17 protein-coding genes are annotated in these 19,043 nt (G+C 57.6%); 8 read left to right on the forward strand and 9 right to left on the reverse strand.

Translation table 11 applies throughout. The annotated features are described in order from the left end of the window. Positions 1 to 34: 34 nt before the first annotated feature. From cysQ to GOV88_RS10835, 7 genes are all read left to right on the forward strand, one after another. Complete coding sequence (gene cysQ, locus GOV88_RS10805) at positions 35 to 832, forward strand: 3'(2'),5'-bisphosphate nucleotidase CysQ (protein WP_171240430.1); 798 nt, start codon at positions 35 to 37, stop codon at positions 830 to 832. After that, entirely contained in the window at positions 832 to 1,632 is an 801-nt protein-coding gene (locus GOV88_RS10810; protein WP_171123846.1) for a manno-octulosonate cytidylyltransferase, read from the forward strand. Before cysQ ends, GOV88_RS10810 begins: the two co-directional genes overlap by 1 nt. A 60-nt stretch (positions 1,633 to 1,692) precedes the next feature. After that, positions 1,693 to 2,676: a UDP-glucose 4-epimerase GalE gene (gene galE / locus GOV88_RS10815; protein WP_171240431.1), complete on the forward strand. Its 984-nt coding sequence runs from the start codon at positions 1,693 to 1,695 to the stop codon at positions 2,674 to 2,676. 7 nt (positions 2,677 to 2,683) lie between these two features. Then, on the forward strand, positions 2,684 to 3,718 hold the full coding sequence (locus GOV88_RS10820; RefSeq protein ID WP_371808233.1) for a glycosyltransferase family 2 protein: 1,035 nt from the start codon (positions 2,684 to 2,686) through the stop codon (positions 3,716 to 3,718). Positions 3,719 to 3,885: 167 nt separating this feature from the next. Beyond that, positions 3,886 to 4,872: a glycosyltransferase family 2 protein gene (locus tag GOV88_RS10825; RefSeq protein WP_171240529.1), complete on the forward strand. Its 987-nt coding sequence runs from the start codon at positions 3,886 to 3,888 to the stop codon at positions 4,870 to 4,872. Then, on the forward strand, positions 4,869 to 6,569 hold the full coding sequence (locus tag GOV88_RS10830) for a beta-1,6-N-acetylglucosaminyltransferase (protein ID WP_171240433.1): 1,701 nt from the start codon (positions 4,869 to 4,871) through the stop codon (positions 6,567 to 6,569). Before GOV88_RS10825 ends, GOV88_RS10830 begins: the two co-directional genes overlap by 4 nt. Before the next feature lie 6 nt (positions 6,570 to 6,575). Further along, a complete protein-coding gene (locus GOV88_RS10835) occupies positions 6,576 to 8,021 on the forward strand; it encodes a nodulation protein NodH (RefSeq protein ID WP_171240434.1) in 1,446 nt (481 codons plus the stop codon). On the opposite strand, the gene GOV88_RS10840 is transcribed toward GOV88_RS10835, so the two are convergent. From GOV88_RS10840 to GOV88_RS10875, 8 genes are all read right to left on the reverse strand, one after another. Further along, positions 8,005 to 8,523, reverse strand: coding sequence for a murein L,D-transpeptidase family protein (locus tag GOV88_RS10840; RefSeq protein ID WP_171240435.1), 519 nt, complete (start codon positions 8,521 to 8,523; stop codon positions 8,005 to 8,007). The genes GOV88_RS10835 and GOV88_RS10840 overlap by 17 nt on opposite strands. A gap of 60 nt (positions 8,524 to 8,583) precedes the next feature. Then, positions 8,584 to 9,369 carry an ion transporter gene (locus GOV88_RS10845; RefSeq protein ID WP_171240436.1) on the reverse strand — a complete coding sequence of 262 codons (786 nt, stop codon included), beginning with the start codon at positions 9,367 to 9,369 and terminating at the stop codon, positions 8,584 to 8,586. A gap of 21 nt (positions 9,370 to 9,390) precedes the next feature. Further along, entirely contained in the window at positions 9,391 to 10,614 is a 1,224-nt protein-coding gene (locus GOV88_RS10850; RefSeq protein ID WP_171240437.1) for a class I SAM-dependent RNA methyltransferase, read from the reverse strand. A 108-nt stretch (positions 10,615 to 10,722) separates the two neighbouring features. After that, positions 10,723 to 12,555, reverse strand: a complete 1,833-nt coding sequence (locus tag GOV88_RS10855; RefSeq protein ID WP_171240438.1) for an ABC transporter ATP-binding protein — start codon at positions 12,553 to 12,555, stop codon at positions 10,723 to 10,725. Continuing rightward, entirely contained in the window at positions 12,552 to 14,390 is a 1,839-nt protein-coding gene (locus GOV88_RS10860) for an ABC transporter ATP-binding protein (protein WP_171240439.1), read from the reverse strand. Before GOV88_RS10860 ends, GOV88_RS10855 begins: the two co-directional genes overlap by 4 nt. Positions 14,391 to 14,581: 191 nt before the next feature. Further along, positions 14,582 to 15,736 carry a CCA tRNA nucleotidyltransferase gene (locus tag GOV88_RS10865; protein WP_171124125.1) on the reverse strand — a complete coding sequence of 385 codons (1,155 nt, stop codon included), beginning with the start codon at positions 15,734 to 15,736 and terminating at the stop codon, positions 14,582 to 14,584. Further along, a complete protein-coding gene (locus GOV88_RS10870) occupies positions 15,733 to 16,338 on the reverse strand; it encodes a CoA pyrophosphatase (protein WP_171240440.1) in 606 nt (201 codons plus the stop codon). Before GOV88_RS10870 ends, GOV88_RS10865 begins: the two co-directional genes overlap by 4 nt. Next, positions 16,322 to 17,299, reverse strand: coding sequence for an Hsp33 family molecular chaperone HslO (locus GOV88_RS10875; protein WP_171123823.1), 978 nt, complete (start codon positions 17,297 to 17,299; stop codon positions 16,322 to 16,324). The genes GOV88_RS10870 and GOV88_RS10875 overlap by 17 nt, the downstream gene beginning before the upstream one ends. A 76-nt stretch (positions 17,300 to 17,375) precedes the next feature. On the opposite strand from GOV88_RS10875, the gene GOV88_RS10880 reads away from it, so the two are divergent. Beyond that, positions 17,376 to 17,819, forward strand: coding sequence for an NUDIX hydrolase (locus tag GOV88_RS10880; protein WP_171240441.1), 444 nt, complete (start codon positions 17,376 to 17,378; stop codon positions 17,817 to 17,819). Here the strand turns inward: GOV88_RS10880 and GOV88_RS10885 are convergent. After that, positions 17,816 to 19,039, reverse strand: coding sequence for a PP2C family protein-serine/threonine phosphatase (locus GOV88_RS10885; RefSeq protein ID WP_371808234.1), 1,224 nt, complete (start codon positions 19,037 to 19,039; stop codon positions 17,816 to 17,818). The genes GOV88_RS10880 and GOV88_RS10885 overlap by 4 nt on opposite strands. Positions 19,040 to 19,043: the final 4 nt, after the last annotated feature.

A 19,043-nucleotide genomic window follows, 5' to 3' on the forward strand; every position in this document is an offset into this window, starting at 1 on the left:
TTCAATCAACAAATCACAGGAACGGAGCATTTTTGTGACGTACGACGCCCTTATCCCCGTCATCCGCCGATTGGCTTTGGAAGCTGGCGACAAGATCATGGAAATCTATAATTCGGATGATTTCGACGTGAAGGTCAAATCCGACTCCAGCCCAGTGACCGAAGCTGATGAGGCCGCAGACGCCCTGATCTCGGCGGGTTTGCGCGACGCTTTCCCGAATATTCTGCTGGTGACCGAGGAACAGGCAGACTCGCACTCGGAAAAAGGCGACACGTTCCTGATCGTCGACCCACTGGACGGGACCAAGGAATTCATCAACCGCCGCGGCGATTTCACCGTGAACATCGCACTTGTTGAAAATGGCACGCCGACCCGAGGTGTGGTCTATGCCCCTGCCAAAGGACGCATGTTTTACACGCAACCCGACGGACAATCGGTTGAGGAAACCGGCGCGCTCGATAAGGACAATATCGACGAAACGACCTCGATCTCAGTCTCTAAACCGGACAATTCCGCACTTTTGATCGTGGCTTCGAAATCACACCGGGATCAGGCGACCGAGGATTACATCAATAAGTATCAGGTGCAGGACAGCAAAAGCGCCGGCTCATCGCTGAAATTTTGTCTGGTGGCAACGGGTGAGGCCGATCTGTACCCCCGCGTCGGCCGCACGATGGAGTGGGACACAGCCGCAGGTCACGCCGTTCTGGCAGGCGCTGGCGGTAATGTGGTTCGCTTTGACGACCATACACCTCTGACCTACGGCAAGGACGGCTATGCAAACCCGTTCTTCATCGCCTACGCTCCGGGTGTTGACCTGAAGGAAGCCTGATGTCCGTTCTGATCGCCATTCCCGCCCGCTATGCCTCGACCCGCTATCCGGGCAAACCCCTGGTTCCCCTGACCGGAGCAAGTGGCAAAGCAATGACCCTGATTGAACGGTCATGGCGCGCGGCCTGTTCCGTATCCGGTGTGGACAAGGTGGTTGTCGCCACCGATGACGACCGCATCCGTGACGCGGCCGAAGAATTCGGGGCCGAAGTTGTCATGACCTCGGAATCTTGTGGAAATGGCACCGAACGCTGTGCAGAAACCCACGCCAATCTGGGCATGGGCTATGACATCGTGGTCAACCTACAGGGCGACGCACCGCTGACCCCGCATTGGTTCGTCGAAGACCTGATCGCAGGGCTGCGCGACGCACCAGATGCAGGCGTCGCCACACCGGTTCTGCGCTGCGACGGTGATGCGCTGAACAGCCTTCTGAACGATCGCAAGCACGGGCGCGTCGGCGGCACGACCGCCGTCTTCGCCGCAGATCACAGCGCCATGTATTTTTCGAAAGAAGTGGTTCCCTATACCGCCCAGACCTATGCATCGGCGGACGACACCCCAGTTTTTCACCACGTCGGCGTTTATGCCTATCGTCCCGATGCTCTGGCTGCTTACCCCACATGGCCCGTTGGCCCGCTGGAACAGTTGGAAGGTCTGGAACAACTGCGCTTCATGGAAAACGGGCGCAAGGTTCTTTGCGTCGAGGTTGAAGCCAAGGGTCGTCAGTTCTGGGAACTGAACAACCCGCAGGACGTGCCGAAACTGGAACAGATGATGGCCGCCATGGGGCTGGACTGACCGCGGTGCATATCAGAAATAATCGGCCTTTCTGGGCGGCAAGACAAATTGGACTTTTGAATGACTAATATTCTTGTGACCGGCGGAGCCGGCTACATCGGGTCGCATGCCTGCAAAGCGTTGTCGCAAGCAGGATACACGCCTGTGACCTTTGACAACCTGATTACCGGTTGGCAGGACGCTGTGAAATTCGGCCCCCTTGAACAGGGCGACCTATTGGACCGCGCCCGGCTAGACGAGGTTTTCGCCAAATACCAGCCCGCCGCCGTGATGCACTTCGCGGCCCTCAGCCAGGTGGGTGAGGCGATGTCGGAACCGGGCAAATACTGGACCAACAATGTCACCGGATCGCTGTCTCTGATCGAGGCCGCCGTTGCCGCCGGGTGCCTGAACTTCGTGTTCTCATCGACCTGCGCCACTTATGGCGAACACGACAATGTCGTGCTGGACGAAAACACGCCGCAGGAACCGCTTAACGCATATGGTGCATCCAAACGGGCGATCGAAGATATTCTGCGCGACTTTCAGGCAGCGCATGGTCTGAACCACGTGATTTTCCGGTATTTCAACGTTGCAGGCGCGGACCCTGACGGTGAGGTGGGCGAATTCCACCGCCCTGAAACTCATCTGATCCCGCTGATGCTGGATGCCATCGACGGCAAGCGCGACGGCCTGACGGTGTTTGGCACCGACTATGACACACCGGACGGAACCTGCATCCGCGACTATGTCCATGTCTGCGATCTGGTCGATGCGCATGTTCTGGGTCTGAACTGGCTGGAACAGGACAAGGGCAGCCGCGTGTTCAACCTTGGGACAGGCAGCGGATTTTCCGTGATGGAGGTTATCGGACATTCCAAGTCCGTCACCAATCGCGACGTGCCCTATTCCATCGGACCGCGCCGGGCCGGGGACTGCACCAAGCTGGTCTCAGGGTCGGTGCGCGCCGGTGACGAACTAGGCTGGGCGCCGAATAGATCTACGTTAGAGACGATGATTGCCGATGCGTGGCGCTGGCATCAAAACGGCCATTACGAGAAATGAGCCCCCTGTGACCGGTACCGAGGATATTCTGCCGCCCCTTTCATGGGTGCAGAAGTACCGGCTGCGCCTGAAACGACGGCGGCTGTTGTGGAGATCATTTCGCAGCCGCCGCCAGTTGACTCCGCTATTGGATCGAACCCGCGCGATCAAACCGGGCGACATTCTGGCCTTTACGACCCTTCGGAGCGAAATTACCCGCCTGCCCTGGTTTCTGCGGCACTATCGGGCCTTGGGTGTGGATCACTTTCTGATTGTGGATAACGGCAGCGAGGACGGGTCGGTCGTGTTTCTTTGCGACCAGCCGGACGTGTCGCTGTGGCAGACGCATGCCGGCTATCGCGATGCGCGGTACGGGCTGGACTGGCTGACCTGGTTACAGATGCGGCATGGGCACGAGCACTGGACGCTAATGGTGGATGCCGATGAGCTGCTGATCTACCCAGAGCATGATACGCAATCCCTTCATGATCTGACGTCCCTTCTGGACCAACAGGGTCGCGACGCGTTTGGCGCGCTGATGCTGGACCTTTATCCCAAGGACCAGCTGGGGGTTCAGGGCTATGAACCCGACACTGACCCAACTGCAGTTCTGAGCTGGTTTGACCCCGGTCCTTACCGCGCAAAACGGCAATCTCCCTTGGGAAATCTATGGGTACAGGGCGGCGCGCGCGAACGAATGTTCTTTGCCGACACGCCGCGGCAGTCCCCGACGTTGAACAAGCTTCCTCTGGTTCGGTGGTCCCGGCGGTATGCCTATGTCAATTCGTGCCATTCGGCCTTACCGCGAAATTTGAACGCGGCCTATGACGGCCCAGATGACAGCAGACCGTCGGGCGTATTACTGCACACCAAGTTTCTGCCCGAGGTGATCGAGAAATCGAAGGTCGAAAAAACCCGGCGGCAGCATTTCCATAACCCCGATCAGTTCGCGGACTATTATGACGGAATAATTAATCGCCCCTTAATGTGGACACCTCAGTCAGAGCGTTACACAGGCTGGAGGCAACTGCAGCAGCTTGGGTTGATGGGCAATATTGATTGAAAATTCGGCCTCTTCGGCTAACGGCTTGTAAATGCGTTGCCTCGATAGATGGAAAAGTGGCATAACCCGATAATGACCCGGCACCACTCTGGCTGATCCAGGCACCGGGTATGCTCGCGTAAATCAAAAGGTAGGGCAGTCACGTGAGCCTGTTGGATTCTTACCGAATGAGATTGCGGCGCAAGCGCCGTATTTTGCGCTGCCTTAGAAAACGGCGTGATCTTACGGCCGTTTCGACGAAAACACAGAATATCAAACGGCGTGATGTCCTGTTGGTGAGCGTCGTGCGAAACGAAAAAATTCGCCTGCCATTCTTTCTGGAATATTACCGCCGTCTGGGGGTCAATCACTTTTTGTTCGTCGACAATGACAGTGATGACGGAACCGGCGCATTTCTAGCCGATCAACCGGATGTTTCAGTCTGGCGGGCTGATGCAAGCTATAAGCGGGCTACGTTCGGCATCGACTGGTCGAATTACCTGCTGCGCAAATACGCGCATGGTCATTGGGTTCTGACAGTCGACCCGGATGAGTTCTTTATTTACCCGTTCTGCGACACCCGCCCGGTGCGGGCATTGACCGATTGGCTGGACGGATGCGCCGTACGCAGTTTTGGCACGATGCTGATCGACATGTACCCGCGTGGCCCTGTTGAAGCCGAACCCTATAATGAGGGTCAGGATCCGTTCGAAATCGCCCGCTGGTTCGACTCGGGCAACTACATGATCACAAAGAACCACGACTACGGAAACCTGTGGATTCAGGGCGGCCCACGCGCGCGGGTGTTTTTCCGGGACAACCCATCCAAAGCCCCCGCGCTGAACAAGATACCGCTGGTCAAGTGGGACCGGCGCTATGTTTATGTCAGTTCGACCCACTCTCTGCTGCCGCGCGGCCTTAACCAAGTTTATGACGAATGGGGCGGCGAAAAGACCAGCGGGGCGCTGCTGCATGCCAAGCTGATCGACACTTTGGGAGATAAGGCCCGAGAAGAAATGGAGCGCGGCCAACACTATCGAAGATCGGGGGAATACCGCGCCTATGCCCAAGGGTTGGACGACCAGCCCGTCTTTTGGTGCGACTGGTCCGAGAAATACATCAACTGGCGGCAGCTCGAAATTCTGGGGCTCATGTCCAAAGGAAACTGGGCATGAGCAAACTTGGCATCGTCATGCTAGTTCATTCTGCGCTGCACCGGGTCGAGCAGGTTGCGCGACATTGGGCCACCGCCGGGTGTCCTGTTGTCATTCACGTCGATCAAAAAGTCTCGGACAAGGCATATTCCGATCTGGCCACATCCTGTGCGGACACGCCGCTCATCCGATTTTCCGAGCGACACACGTGCCAGTGGGGTGGGTGGAGCATCGTGGCAGCCTCGCAATCCGCGGCCGAACTGATGCTGGACGCGTTCCCGGATGTTCACCACGTTTACTTGTCGTCGGGTGCCTGCCTTCCACTGCGTCCCGTTTCCGAACTTGTCGACTATCTTGCGGAACGTCCGCGTGTGGATTTCATCGAAAGCGCAACCACTGCCGATGTTAGCTGGACCATCGGAGGGCTGGATCAGGAAAGGTTCACGCTGAGGTTTCCGTTCTCGTGGCGCAAGCACCGCAAGCTGTTCGATCTGTACGTCCGGCTGCAACGAGCGCTTGGGATGCGGCGCCGCATCCCCAAAGGATTGGTGCCACACATGGGCAGCCAATGGTGGTGCCTGACCCGTCAGACGCTGTCCGCCATTTTGCAGGACCCCAAGCGCAAGGTGTATGATCGGTATTTTCGCCGGGTCTGGATACCCGACGAAAGCTATTTTCAGACATTGGCGCGCCTTTATTCGATCCAAATCGAAAGTCGGTCACTCACCCTGTCTAAATTCGACTATCAGGGGCGTCCGCATATATTCTACGACGACCACCTGCAGCTTTTGCGCAGGTCTGATTGTTTTGTGGCCCGTAAGGTCTGGCGCGACGCGGATCGACTGTATCAGTCCTTTCTCGCCGATCAGGCTGGCACAATGAAACTGGCAGAACCCAATCCGGGGAAGATCGACCGCGTATTCTCGAAGGCGGTCGAACGCCGCACACGGGGACGGGACGGGCTGTATATGCAAAGCCGCTTTCCCCGTCATGGCAGCGAGAATGGCCTGACCTGTTTCCCATATTCCGTCTTTCAGGGCTTTGCTGAACTGTTCGAGGATTTTGAGCCTTGGCTGACTGAGACAACAGGCGGGCGCGTGCACGGCCACCTTTTCGCACCCAGCCGGGCAGAGTTCTCGGGCGGAGAAACCATCATTAACGGCGCGTTGAGCGACTGTGCAAAATTGCGGGACTATAACCCGACCGCCTTTCTATCCAACCTTGTCTGGAATACCCGAGGCGAGCGGCAATGTTTTCAGTTCGGGCCCCGTGATACGCAAAAGATCAGCTGGTTTCTGGCACGTGATAAGAATGCCCAAGTCTCAGTGATCACTGGCGCATGGGCCATCCCGCTGTTTCGGTCCAACCTGAATTTTTCGGATATTCGCAACGAGGCCGCCCGGCTTCAGCAGATCGAAACCAAACAGCTTGAGGTTTTGAACTCGGTGTGGACTAAGGCACGGGTTCGAACGTGGTCTCTTGCGGAATTTGTTGAAACACCGATGGAACCACTTCAGGCGGTGGTCGGGGAAATAGGCATTCAAAACCAAAGCCATCTCACACAGACCCCGACCATGGTTGACCTTTCGGGATTTGGCCAATTCCTGCAAAACCTCAAGAACCAGGGGATGCATCCCTACATGATGGGCGACTTTCCGTCAGACGACGTGTTCGGAAAACAGGTCAGGCCATATCCAAAACCTTATTTGGTGCGATAACCGGATATGAGCCAAAAATTCGACTATTTCGTTATTCTTGCCGCCATGCGCACGGGCTCAAACCTGCTGGAGGCCAACCTGAACGCATTGGACGGGGTCACCAGCCACGGCGAGGCGTTCAACCCGCATTTCATAGGGCGATTGAAAACCGAAGAACTGCTGGGCATTTCGATTGAGCAGCGGGACCAGAATCCGACCGACCTGCTGGACGCGATCCGCGAGGCGCCTTTTGGCCTGAATGGTTTCCGCTTTTTTGATGGCCACGATCCACGCGTGTTAGAGCCTGTTCTAAGCGATCCCCGCTGCGCCAAGATTATCCTGACGCGAAACCCCTTGGACAGTTTCATATCGTTGCAAATTGCGCGGGAAACCAAGCAGTGGCAGCTAAAAAACGTGAAACGCAGGCGTGAGGCCCGCATCGAATTTAAAGTGATCGAGTTTCAGAAATACCTGGACCAACAGCAGAATTTCCAACTTTTGCTGCTTCATCACCTGCAAGACTCGGGTCAGACCCCATTCTACATCGCGTATGACGATTTAAATCGGCTGGAATCGCTGAATGGTCTGGCAGAATGGCTGGGTGTTGCCGGGCGGCTTACGGAACTTGATGACACGCTGAAACCTCAAAACCCCGAGGCGACCCAGTCCAAGGTCACAAACCCGGATCAGCTTGAGCGTGACTTGTCCCAAGTCGACAGGTTCAATCTGTATCGCACCCCCAATTTTGAACCCCAGCGTGGTCCGGCAGTAGCCAACTACGTGGCCGCGCCGAACACACCACTGATGTACCTGCCTGTGCGCGGAGGGGTTGAAGCACAGGTTTCGCAATGGCTGGCTGATCTGGATGGGGTGGACATGGATGCCCTGATCACCAACCAGAACCGAAAGCAGGCACGGAGGTGGATGATTTCCCATCCCGGTCACCGGAAGTTCACCGTGCTGCGCCATCCGTTGGCCCGTGCGCATTCCGTTTTTTGTTCTAAAATCCTAAGCACCGGACCGGGTTCTTATCTGAAGATCCGCAATATGCTGCGCAATCGGTTCAAAATTCCCATTCCAGGCCAATTGCGCAAAGACAACTACCCTATCGACCAACACCTAGAGGCATTTTCCGCTTTCTTGCAGTTTCTGCGCCAGAACCTTGCGGGTCAGACGCCGGTTCGCGTTGACGGAATGTGGTGCAGTCAGGCGCAGGTGTTGGAAGGAATGGTGTCATTTGCCCTGCCCGATGTGATCCTGAGGGAAGAAGAACTGGCATCAGCCCTTCCCAATCTGGCCCGGTCGCTGGGGCACGAAACCCCGCTGGTGCCAACAATAACCGACCCTGACAGCCCTTACACGCTGGGCGAGATCTACGACGAAGCGCTCGAAACGCTGGCGGCAGATGCCTACCAGCGCGACTATATGCAATTCGGATTTGGTGCGTGGAAACCTGTTAAGGGCGCAGAGTGATCAGCGTACCGCGGTTCACCATTGCGTAGATTTCTTCAATCTCTTCATTCTTGACCGCAATGCATCCGGCCGTCCAATCCGGCGTCTTTTTCGCGCGTTTGCGTTCAGATCGCTTGTTGGGCTGGCCGTGGATAAAGATATCGCCACCGGGATCAACGCCTGCTGCCTTTGCCTGTGCAACGTCATCCGAGTTTGGGTAAGAAATCCCGAGGGACAGGTGATAACTGCTGTTGGGATTGCGGCGGTCGATCAGGTACGTGCCTTCGGGCGTGCGACCATCACCGCGTTTGGTCTTGGTCCCCGCGGGCGAAAAACCCAGATCCACCTTGTATTCTTTTAGAACGTGTTCGTTGTGCAGAAGATACATCTTCCGCGCACTTTTGTTGATGACCAAAGATGTCACTTCGGGTCCATCATATGTCAGAAATCTGGGGTTTGCAGAGGCGCAGGCCGAAAGGCCCAGCGTTGCCATAGCACCCAATCCAAATGCTCGACGATCCATGTTTCACTGCCTGCCGTTTTGTTTTTTTCAGGATTATGCCAGAAATCCGAAAAACTGAAATCACTTTTTGATGTTCGACTGCTCAATTAAGCGACGTTCGATGGTTTCAAGGCGCTCTAGCACCTCATCGCGGTAGGCATCGGTCTTTACCTCATCCTCGGCGTGGTGGGCATCTTGCATCGAGTTCACGATCAAACCCACCAGCAAGTTCACAACGGCAAAGGTCGTGACCATGATGAATGGCACAAAGAAAACCCACGCATAGGGATAAACCTGCATAACCGGGCGCACGATGCCCATCGACCAGCTTTCCAGCGTCATGATCTGGAATAGCGTATAGGCTGACAGGCCAAGATCGCCGAACCAGTCCGGGAAAGACTCCGAGAACAGCTTGGTCGAAATCACCGCGCCAATATAAAACAGGATCGCCATCAGAAGGAACACACTGGCCATGCCCGGCAAGGCTGAAATGAACCCTTCGACCACCCGGCGCAAACGGGGCGCAACCGAAATCACGCGCAGCACCCTGAGAATACGCAGCGCCCGCAAAACCGACAGGCTGCCCGCACTGGGCACAAGGGCGATGCTCACAATCAGGAAATCAAAGTTGTTCCACCCGTTCTTGAAAAAATTCCGCCCCGTGGCAATCAGCTTCATCGAGATTTCGGCAACAAAGATGGCCAGACATAGCTGATCCAATGTCACGATCACCGGGCCTGCCAGCTCCATCAGGGTCGGAGATGTCTCCATCCCCAGCAGGACCGCATTGAACAGGATGACTCCGGTGATGAAATGGCCAAAAGCCGGGGCGTCGATGATTGTCTGCAGGCGTTGGGTGATCCCCATTCGGGTGCTCTCCTGTCAGGGTTATGAGTTCAGAGTAAAGCGGGCGGCAAGTTCGACATGTGACGACCACCGAAACTGGTCAACCACTTGTACCCATTCAAGGGTGTAACCCGCGTTAACCAGCGTTTTTGCGTCACGGGCGAATGTAACCGGGTTGCAAGAGACATAAGCAATCACTGGGCGTTTTACCTGCGCCAGCTCGGACACCTGCGCCTCGGCCCCTGCGCGCGGCGGGTCCAGCACGATCGCGTCAAAATACCTAAGTTCATCCGGCATCAAGGGTCGGCGGAACAGGTCGCGCGCCTCGGTCGTTACCCGCTTCAGCCCTTTAGCCTTGCGCCACCCCTGATCCAGCGTGGCCGACATGTCGGCCTCGCCTTCCACTGCGTGAACTTCGGCGGTCTGCGCTAGTGGAAGCGAAAAGGTACCGCTGCCTGCGAACAGGTCGACAACGCGCTTTGCCCCCTCGGTTGCCTGCAAAACAGCCTGTAATAGAGCCTGTTCGCCGTCCTTGGTGGCCTGCAGAAACGCGCCGGGCGGAGGTACGACTTCGGCCGTCCCAAAGCGTTGAACCGGCTGCTGCCGCGTGGCGATAACCTCGTCATCCCAACTGAGCCGTGCAAGACCATGGTGTTCGGTCGCCTGCGCAAGGGCCAGCTCAAGCGGGCCGTCCAATGGCTTGCCGCCTTTGACTGCCACGTCCAGACCACCCTCGGACAGGGTCAGCGTCACAGCCAGAACCCCTTTTCGGCTGCCCCCCAGCAGGGCCAACGCCTCGGCCACCGGGATCGCCGCGATCAGGTCGGGATGCAGCAAATGGCAATCCGGGATTTCGGAAATCGTATCGGATGCGCGGCCATGGAACCCAGCCAAAGTGCCCTTTTTCGTGCGCCGCACAGCAACGGTTGCCCGACGCCGGGACCGTTCGGGTGAGGTATGGATCGGGCGCATGTCCGCTTCGATCCCCTGCGCATCCAGCGCCTTGCGCACAATTTCGACCTTCCAGTCGGCGACAAATGCGTCTGATGCATGTTGCAGTTGGCATCCGCCACAAGACTTGTAGTGGCGGCACAGCGCCTTGACCCTTTGATCCGAGGGGGTTTCGACCCGGACCTCGGTCAAAAGCTGCCCGACAACGGTGCCGCTGACCGCTTCACCCGGCAAGGTGCGCGGTGCAAAAACGGGGCCTTCGGCAATGCCATCCCCCTGATGACCAAGGCGCGTTATGGTGAATGTCTGCGTCATGATCCGCCTGATACCGGGGCTTTGCCCGCAACAAAACCCCTTTGACACCGTCACGGTCGGGTTGAACATAAAAACGCCGCCGGACCACCCGAGCCAATCAGCTAAAAGCTATTCCGCAGCCTCTGCTTGAATGAAGCCACCAGACTGACGATGCCAGAATCGTGCATAAAGGCCGCCCTGTTCCAGCAGATCGTCATGAGTGCCGGATTCGACAATGCGCCCCTGATCCAGCACGATGATCCGGTCCATCTCTCGCAGCGTTGAAAGCCGGTGTGCAATCGCAAGGACGGTCTTGCCCCGCATCACGCGGTGCAGGGCGGCTTGGATCGAGGCTTCTACCTCGGAATCCAGCGCAGATGTCGCCTCATCCAATACAAGGATCGGCGCGTCTTTCAGGATCGCACGCGCCAGGGCGATCCGCTGGCGCTGTCCCCCGCTGAGTTTTACGCCACGCTCACCCAGATGGGCATCATATCCTGTGCGACCGTGGGCGTCCTGCAAGCCAAGAATAAATTCGTGCGCCTCTGCCTTTTGTGCCGCGGCGATCATCTCGGCTTCTGTGGCATCAGGACGGCCATACAGGATGTTTTCACGCGCCGAGCGGTTGAACATCGCAGTTTCCTGCGTGACCATCCCGATATGCCTGCGCAAGCTGTCCTGTGTCACTTGGCGAACATCCTGACCGTCGATGCGAATTGTGCCCTTTTCCCCGTCATAGAGCCGCAATAGCAAGGAAACCAAAGTTGACTTCCCTGCCCCGGATGCGCCGACGATGCCCAACTTCTCACCCGGATATACGGTCATATTCACATCGCTTACACCGCCGACATCGCGCCCATAAGCAAAGCTGACATGGTCAAACTCGATCCGACCGTCCTGCACCTGCAGATCGGACGCGTTTGCTGTGTCCACAATCCGGTCCCGTTTGGCAAGAGTCATCATTCCATTCTCAATCTCACCAACATTCGCATAGAGGCCCATCAGCGTGAAACTGACCCAGCCTGTCATCTGGGCAACACGGATCGAAACTGCGCCCGCCGCAACGATATCGCCTGCCGTTGCAGTTCCCGCCTGCCACAACCCGATCGTTGCGCCCATCAGCACAACCGGCAGCACACCTGCCAGCGTCATCAGAATGAACCTGAAACTAGCGGAAAGACTGCCGAACTCCAGCGACCGTTCCCGCAGGTCGACCATCGCATTGCGGGCAGCCTGATCTTCATAGGCAGAATGCGCAAACAGCTTTACGGTCTTGATGTTCGTGATGGTGTCGACCACCTGCCCCGACACCATCGCCCGCGCCCCAGCCCGCGCGGCCGAGCGTTTGCGGATGCGCGGCAGATACCAGCGGACAAGCAGGAAATAAACGGTGAGCCAAGCCGTGAAGGGTAGCATGACAAGCGGATGAATAGACCCTAACAAAAGGAACGAACCCACAAGCGAGGCGAGGGCAAAGACGATCGCACTGATGGTCTCGGACACGACCGACGCCATCGCATTCGAAGTTTGCATCTGTTTCTGGGCGATCCGTCCGGCGAAGTCGTCGTCGAAATAGGTGATGGACTGCCCCAATGTCCAACGGTACAGCTTGGCCAGAACCAGCGGCGTGATATTGGGCATTACGATGTAATTGTTCGACAGTGAGGACAACCCGAACAATGCCGGGCGCAACAGCATGAAAAAGGCAACTGCGCCGAGTATCATCCACATGTTGCTAGCGGTCAGAAAGTTCTCGGGCCCGCCTGCGGTTGCAATGTCGACCACCAATCCCAGAATCCAGGCAGTTCCGGCCTCCATCGCGCCAGCGGTTGCGGAAAAGAAGGCCGCGACAAACAGCATGGGCCACGCGCCGGACAAGCACCAGCGAATGAACGCCCCCAGTGTTTGCGGCGGGGGCGTTTCGATGTTTTTGAACGGATTTATGAGGTCGGCGATCCTCATTCCGCGGCCTCCGGGTTCAGGAAGCCCCCAGATTGCCGCGCCCAGAACTGGGCGTAAAGCCCACCATGGGACAACAGCTCGGCATGGCCGCCTTGCTCTACAATTCTTCCGTCGTCCATGACCAGAATGCGGTCCATCTGGGCAATGGTACTCAGCCGGTGGGCAATGGCGATCACGGTTTTACCTTGCATCATGCCGTAAAGAGTTTCCTGTATCGAAGCTTCAACCTCGGAATCTAGAGCAGATGTCGCTTCATCCAACAGCAGGATCGGCGCATCCTTCAGGATCACGCGCGCCAAGGTCACCCGCTGACGTTGCCCGCCAGACAGTTTAACGCCCCGCTCACCCACATGCGCGTCATAGCCCGTGCGCCCTTGTGGGTCTTGCAGATCAAGGATGAACTCATGCGCTTCGGCCTGTTTGGCAGCGGCGATCATCTGAGCCTCGGTCACGTCAGGACGACCATAGAGGATGTTATCTCGGACCGAGCGGTGCAGCAGCGCGCTGTCTTGTTGCACCATGCCGATATGACTGCGCAAACTGTCCTGCGTGACCTGCGCGATGTTCTGACCGTCGATCAGGATCGCACCCTGCTCGACGTCGTAAAACCGCAAAAGCAGCTTTACTAGGGTCGATTTCCCGGCCCCGGACCGCCCGATCAGACCGATCTTTTCACCCGGCTGAATGGTCAGATTGATGTGGTCCAAACCCCCGGTCTTGCGCCCGTAATGGTGGGACAGATCGCGAATGTCGATCTGACCATTGGACAATTGCAACGGTTTGGCGCCGGGCAAATCCAACAGATCAATGGGTTGCGCAATCGTCTGCATCCCCTCGGCCACAACACCAAGCTGACGGAAAAAGCTGGTCAGCGCCCACATGATCCAGCCAGTCATCGCGTTCAGCCGCAGGGTCAAAGCGGTAGCAGCCGCAACCACCCCGACCGAGGCGCTGCCTTGCATCCACAGGGCGATCGCCCATCCGACAACGCCAACGATCAGCAGACCGTTCAGCGTGACCAGAACCGCATCCATGATGGTGAAGATCCGCATCTCGATCTGAAAGGTTCGGCGTGTTTCTTCGATGGCTTCGCGGGCATAGTCCAGTTCCTGCGCGTCATGGGCAAACATCTTGACCGAGTGGATGTTGGTGTAGCTGTCGACCACCCGCCCCGTCACGGCAGACCGCGCATCGGACGCCGCCTGCGACGCGGGACCTACCCGAGCAACCGTCCAACGAACCAGCAATCCATACAGGACAAACCAGACCAGCAGTGGCAGCAAAAGGCGCGGATCAGCCGCCATAAGCAGCACCGCCGCCCCGATCAAATAGGCCAGCGAGAAAGAGATCGCGTCAAAGACCTGAAACACCGCCTCGCCCGCTGCCGGGGGCGTTTGCATGATCCGGTTGGCGATGCGGCCCGCAAAGTCATTCTCGAACCAGCCCACGGACTGACGCAGCACATGTTTATGCGCGCGCCAGCGGATAAGGGTGCCAAAGTTCGGCAGAATCGTGTTGTTCAACAACAGCACATCCACGACATGCAACATGGGCCGCAGCAAAAGGACAAAAAGGGCCATCAGGATCATTTCAGTCCCGTGGGCCTTCCACACCTCGGCCGGCGGTCCGGTCAACAGGTCAACTACGCGACCCATATAGTAGATCAGCCCGACCTCAACTGCCGCTACGATGACTGAAATCAGCCCCGCCCAGAAGAATACCCGATAGAACGGCTTGGAGTATTCCAACATGAATGGCCACAACCGCGTGGGCGGCGTGTCAGATTCCTTGTAGGCGACAAAAGGGTCAACGAGGTTTTCGAAAAAGCGAAACATGGAGAGTGCTCCGATTGAGCAGAAAATTGGTCATGCGAAGAAAGATGGCGCTAGAACACCACCCCAACGGGTCAAGGTGTCCCGGCTTTAGCCGAACCAGATCCCGTAATACATTCGCATCCCTCCATTTAAGTGACAGGCGAACGTAAGCACAAAGACTGCGACTTGTCATCCCTTTTTGAGACTACGCCTCAGCCGCTCAGCAAATCGTCGCGGGTCAGCACGAAACCCGAAGCAATCCAGCGGGCCTCAAGCTCGGCCAGTTTCCGGCCCAGCGCGGGGCCGGTGAATTCGGGGATCAGGTCTGACGCGGTGATTGGAAATTCGGCTTTGGCCCCGGCGTGAAGGTCGGTGCGCATCTCCTCGGACCAGGGCTGTTCGAAAAAGGCGCATCTCAGAAGCACTTTGTGCAGACCGCTTTCCTCGCCATATCGGAACCCAAGCTCTGCGGTAGACGCGTTCCCGCTTGCCTCATCCCGCATCTGAGTAAGTCGCTGAAGCTGCGCCTTGCTCAGGCGCAGGGTCTTTGCAATTTCGGGCGTCGCAATCGCGGCGAGCCGCCGGATGGGATCTGGTGCGGCTCCTGCCTGCTGCTCCAACATAATCAGTGGCGCAAGGGCCCGATCATCTGCACCCGGCACAAGTTGCGCCAGAACGCCGACGCTGCGCATGGCCGCGACAGAGGGTGCAGGATCGGGGGCACCCAGCAATTTCAAAAGCTCGGCCCCGACACGTTCGCGGGACAAATCCGACAATCCGTCCAAATTGGACGCAATCGCCGCCAGAGCATCCGCGTCAAACCCAGCCTCTGCATCACCATACCAAGCGTGGAACCGAAAATAGCGCAAAGACCGCAGGTAATCTTCACGGATGCGGTGTTCTGCGGTTCCGATGAAGCGCACCCGCCGTGCCCGCAAATCCGGCAGGCCATTCAGCGGATCCAATACCGTCCCGTCAGGCTGCGCATAAAGTGCGTTCATGGTGAAGTCCCGGCGTGCCGCGTCCTCTTGGATATTGTCCGAGAACGCCACAACCGCGCGGCGGCCATCAGTTTCGATGTCACGGCGGAAGGTGGTGATCTCATGCGGGACGCCATCACAGACCACCGTGATCGTTCCATGATCAATCCCGGTTGGGATCGCTTTCAGCCCCGCGTTTTGCGCAAGCTCGACAACCTGCTGCGGGCGGGCGTCCGTCGCAATGTCGATATCGGACACGGCCGCGCCCAAAAGCGCATTTCGCACACAGCCACCGACAAACAGCGCCTGCGCCCCGCCGTCCGTCAACACCGCGCAAACCTTTTGTGTCGCCGGATCGGAAACCCAGCTTTCGGAAATTTGCGTCATTCGCTCACCCGCGCGGCCAGACCCCGTAGCATGCGGGCCGTCGCGCCCCAAATATAATAGGGACCGAACGGCACCGTAAAATAATACCGTTTGTGACCCCGCCAGCGACGCGACTCAATAATGTAGTTTGCGGGATCAAGGACATGCGCCAGCGGGACCGAAAACACCTCAACCACTTCGCCCGGTTCCGGTACCGGTTGAAACCTGTCCCGCAGAATGGCGAGTACCGGGGTGACCGTGAAGGATGTCACTGTCTCATGGGTCGGCAAATGGCCCAGAATGTCCGGCAGGTCCGGAGGCAAACCGATCTCCTCCTGCGCCTCACGCAGGGCGGTGGCCGTGACATCGGCGTCACCTTTGTCCTGCTTGCCGCCCGGAAAGGCAATCTGACCCGGATGATGTTTAAGCGCTGACGAACGCTTGGTCAGGATCACACGCGGAGTGTTTCCGACAACGGAAACCGGAACCAAAACCCCCGCCGGGCGCAGCTTCCGACCTTCCGGCAATACAGTGTCGGGGTTCAGGTCAAAATCACTTGACCCGTCGCCGGGGCGGCTCAGCGCCGCCCGCAGCACGTCTGTCGGATCAGGGCCGGTCAGCATCAAAACCGACGGTGCCGGGATCCAGCACGTAATGCGCGCCGCAGAACTGGCAGTCTGCGGTGACTTTGCCCTCGGGCGTCGTCATCTTTTCAATGTCCTTCGCCGAATAGATCGACAGGCTCTGCCGCACGCGATCTTCAGAGCAGGTACATCCGAATTGCACCGGCTGGGCGTCATAGACGCGGGGCTGTTCTTCGTGAAACAAGCGCACCAGCAAGTCGGTCGGCGCGGTTGACGGGCCGATCAGTTCCAGATCCTCGACCGTATCCAGCAGGATATTCACGCGGCCCCAGTTTTCACCTTCCTCGCCATCGACCAGATCGCTGGCGGTCAGAATGTCTCCGGTGCCTTCGCCCGTTGCCGCAAACGGCGAGGCTTTGGGCATATGCTGCAGCATGATCCCGCCCGCGCGCCAATGTTCGCCAACGCCCGGTTCGGTCGATTTTCCAAAACTCAGCGAGAACCGTGTCGGCAACTGCTCGGACTGGGCAAAATAGGCTTCGGCACAGGCGCTGAGCGACCCGCCGGCCAAGGGAGTGATCCCTTGATAGGGATGCGTACCTTCGCCCTGGTCGATCATGATCGCAAAATACCCTTCGCCCACCTGATCGAACGGGCTGGCATCGGTCAGCCTGTCCCGATCAAAGCTGGCATAAGCCCGAATGCGCGCCGGTTCGCCTTCTTCGGTGGGCGCATAGTAATCGGTGGCAATCATGCGAACGGCGCCCTTGGACTGTACCTGAAGGGACAGCTTCCAGCGCAATGACACCGTCTGACCGATCAACGCGGTCAGCAGGGCCATCTCAGCGACCAGAGCCTCGACCTTTTCGGGATAGTCGTGTTGTTTCAGGATGCCATCCAGCACCCCGTCCAGACGGGCCACGCGGCCACGCATGTCCGATACATCGAGTTGAAAGGGCAGGACGGTATCGTCCCACGCGATTTTGGTTCCAAGAGACATGGGGTTTCCTTACACGCCATAGGTTGGCATACCGCCAGCATATAGGTCGAACAATTCGGGTTGTAAGGGGCAATACATGATCAGACGGTTCGGTGAAACCCCACAAGCGGGTCGTAAATACATACGAAGGGTCGGCGTTTACGCGTTGCTGCCCCGGGGTCGGCACCTTTTGCTGACTTGTCAGATGGAACCCGGCCCTGATCTGCAATTGCCCGGCGGCGGTAATGATCCCGGCGAATCGCCTATAACGGCCCTTCACCGAGAGGTTTTCGAAGAAACAGGCTGGCTGGTGGCCAATCCACGTCGTGTCGGCGCATTTCGCCGGTTCACCTATATGCCGGAATATGACTTATGGGCAGAAAAGGTCTGTCTGATCTACCGCGCTCGTCCCGTCCGCAATATCGGCGCCCCGACCGAACCGTTTCACGAAGCGTTGTGGATGGATACTGCAGACGCGGTTGAGATGTTGGGCAATGGCGGCGACCGTCATTTCGCCAGTTTGCATCTGGATACGCTCTAGGGCCCTCCGTATTCGAAAAATACGGCCGAGACATCGTCACCCATGCTGCTGCCGGGGGCCATGGCTTGGGTCAGGTCTCGAAAGATGTTGTCAAGAAAATCGGACCCTGCGGCACCCTTGGTGCATTTGATCGCCATTTGACGCAGCCCTTCTTCTTCAAGCAATTGCCCATCCGCCATTGTGCATTCCGTAAAGCCGTCGGAATACAAAAGAAGCCTGTCGCCGGGGTTCATATAGGTTTCAATCCGCTGAAAAGACACGTCCGGCAACAACCCGATCGGCAGCCCGCCTTCGCCCAGAAACGCAGTTCCTCCATCCTGACGAAGCACCAATGGGTGGGGATGGCCCGCCTGCACCATTTTCAAGTGCCCGTTGCGCAGGTCGATGATCCCATAGACCATGGTAAAGTATTCTTCGATCCCGGCATCCGCCATCAATCGGGAATTTAGGGTCTCGGCGACCTTCTCGGGCTGCAACAGCGCATAGAATTTATCGAACCGCTTTTCCATCGCTACATTCTGATCGAAATGCTTGCTGGACAGATACCCGCCCAGCCGCGCTGTCATCATGGCCGAGGTGATGCCGTGGCCCGACACATCAATGCTATAAAATCCCAACCTGTTCACACCGGGTGAGAACATGCCGACAAGATCGCCGCCGATGTGACCGCAGGGTTTCAGCAACAGGCTGACTCGGGAATTCCCGAAGCTGCGCGTCAGTTCCGGCACCAGAGATTCCTGAATCTTGCGGGCCTGCATCAGGTCTTTGTCGATGGCGTCATGCGCCAGCTTCAGGTCTTCCAACGCTGATTCAATCAGGCGATTTTTCTCGGACAACTCGCGCTGCATATCCAGAATTCGGGCGCCTGCTGAAATACGGGCTCGCAGTTCGTCCGCCTCGAGCGGCTTAATCAGAAAGTCGTCTGCCCCGGCGTCCAGCCCGCGCGCGACCTCTTGCTTTTCGCTCTTGGAGGTTAGCAGGATGAAATAGCTGTACACCTCTCGATTCAACGACCGAAATGCCCGACAGAATTCCAGGCCGCTCATCCCCGGCATGACCCAATCGCTCAGGACCAGGTCCGGCGATTCCTTTGCGCAGATTTCCAGCGCGGCAGCGCCATTATCCGCCTCAAGAACCTGAAACCCCCATTTCTTGAGCGAGGCCACAAGAATGCGCCGCTGAAGTCGGCTGTCATCTACGACAAGCACCTTCTGGATCACTCCA

The organism is Ruegeria sp. HKCCA5491 (genome assembly GCF_013034565.1).
In the GTDB taxonomy this organism is placed as follows: Bacteria; Pseudomonadota; Alphaproteobacteria; order Rhodobacterales; family Rhodobacteraceae; genus Ruegeria.

Coding starts and splice junctions, on each gene's coding strand:
- GOV88_RS10810 (WP_171123846.1), top strand. CDS start 832: ATGTCCGTTCTGATCGCCATTCCCGCCCGCTATGCCTCGACCCGCTAT.
- galE (WP_171240431.1), top strand. CDS start 1,693: ATGACTAATATTCTTGTGACCGGCGGAGCCGGCTACATCGGGTCGCAT.
- GOV88_RS10825 (WP_171240529.1), top strand. CDS start 3,886: ATGAGATTGCGGCGCAAGCGCCGTATTTTGCGCTGCCTTAGAAAACGG.
- GOV88_RS10830 (WP_171240433.1), top strand. CDS start 4,869: ATGAGCAAACTTGGCATCGTCATGCTAGTTCATTCTGCGCTGCACCGG.
- GOV88_RS10835 (WP_171240434.1), top strand. CDS start 6,576: ATGAGCCAAAAATTCGACTATTTCGTTATTCTTGCCGCCATGCGCACG.
- GOV88_RS10840 (WP_171240435.1), bottom strand. CDS start 8,523: ATGGATCGTCGAGCATTTGGATTGGGTGCTATGGCAACGCTGGGCCTT.
- GOV88_RS10845 (WP_171240436.1), bottom strand. CDS start 9,369: ATGGGGATCACCCAACGCCTGCAGACAATCATCGACGCCCCGGCTTTT.
- GOV88_RS10850 (WP_171240437.1), bottom strand. CDS start 10,614: ATGACGCAGACATTCACCATAACGCGCCTTGGTCATCAGGGGGATGGC.
- GOV88_RS10855 (WP_171240438.1), bottom strand. CDS start 12,555: ATGAGGATCGCCGACCTCATAAATCCGTTCAAAAACATCGAAACGCCC.
- GOV88_RS10860 (WP_171240439.1), bottom strand. CDS start 14,390: ATGTTTCGCTTTTTCGAAAACCTCGTTGACCCTTTTGTCGCCTACAAG.
- GOV88_RS10865 (WP_171124125.1), bottom strand. CDS start 15,736: ATGACGCAAATTTCCGAAAGCTGGGTTTCCGATCCGGCGACACAAAAG.
- GOV88_RS10870 (WP_171240440.1), bottom strand. CDS start 16,338: ATGCTGACCGGCCCTGATCCGACAGACGTGCTGCGGGCGGCGCTGAGC.
- GOV88_RS10875 (WP_171123823.1), bottom strand. CDS start 17,299: ATGTCTCTTGGAACCAAAATCGCGTGGGACGATACCGTCCTGCCCTTT.
- GOV88_RS10880 (WP_171240441.1), top strand. CDS start 17,376: ATGATCAGACGGTTCGGTGAAACCCCACAAGCGGGTCGTAAATACATA.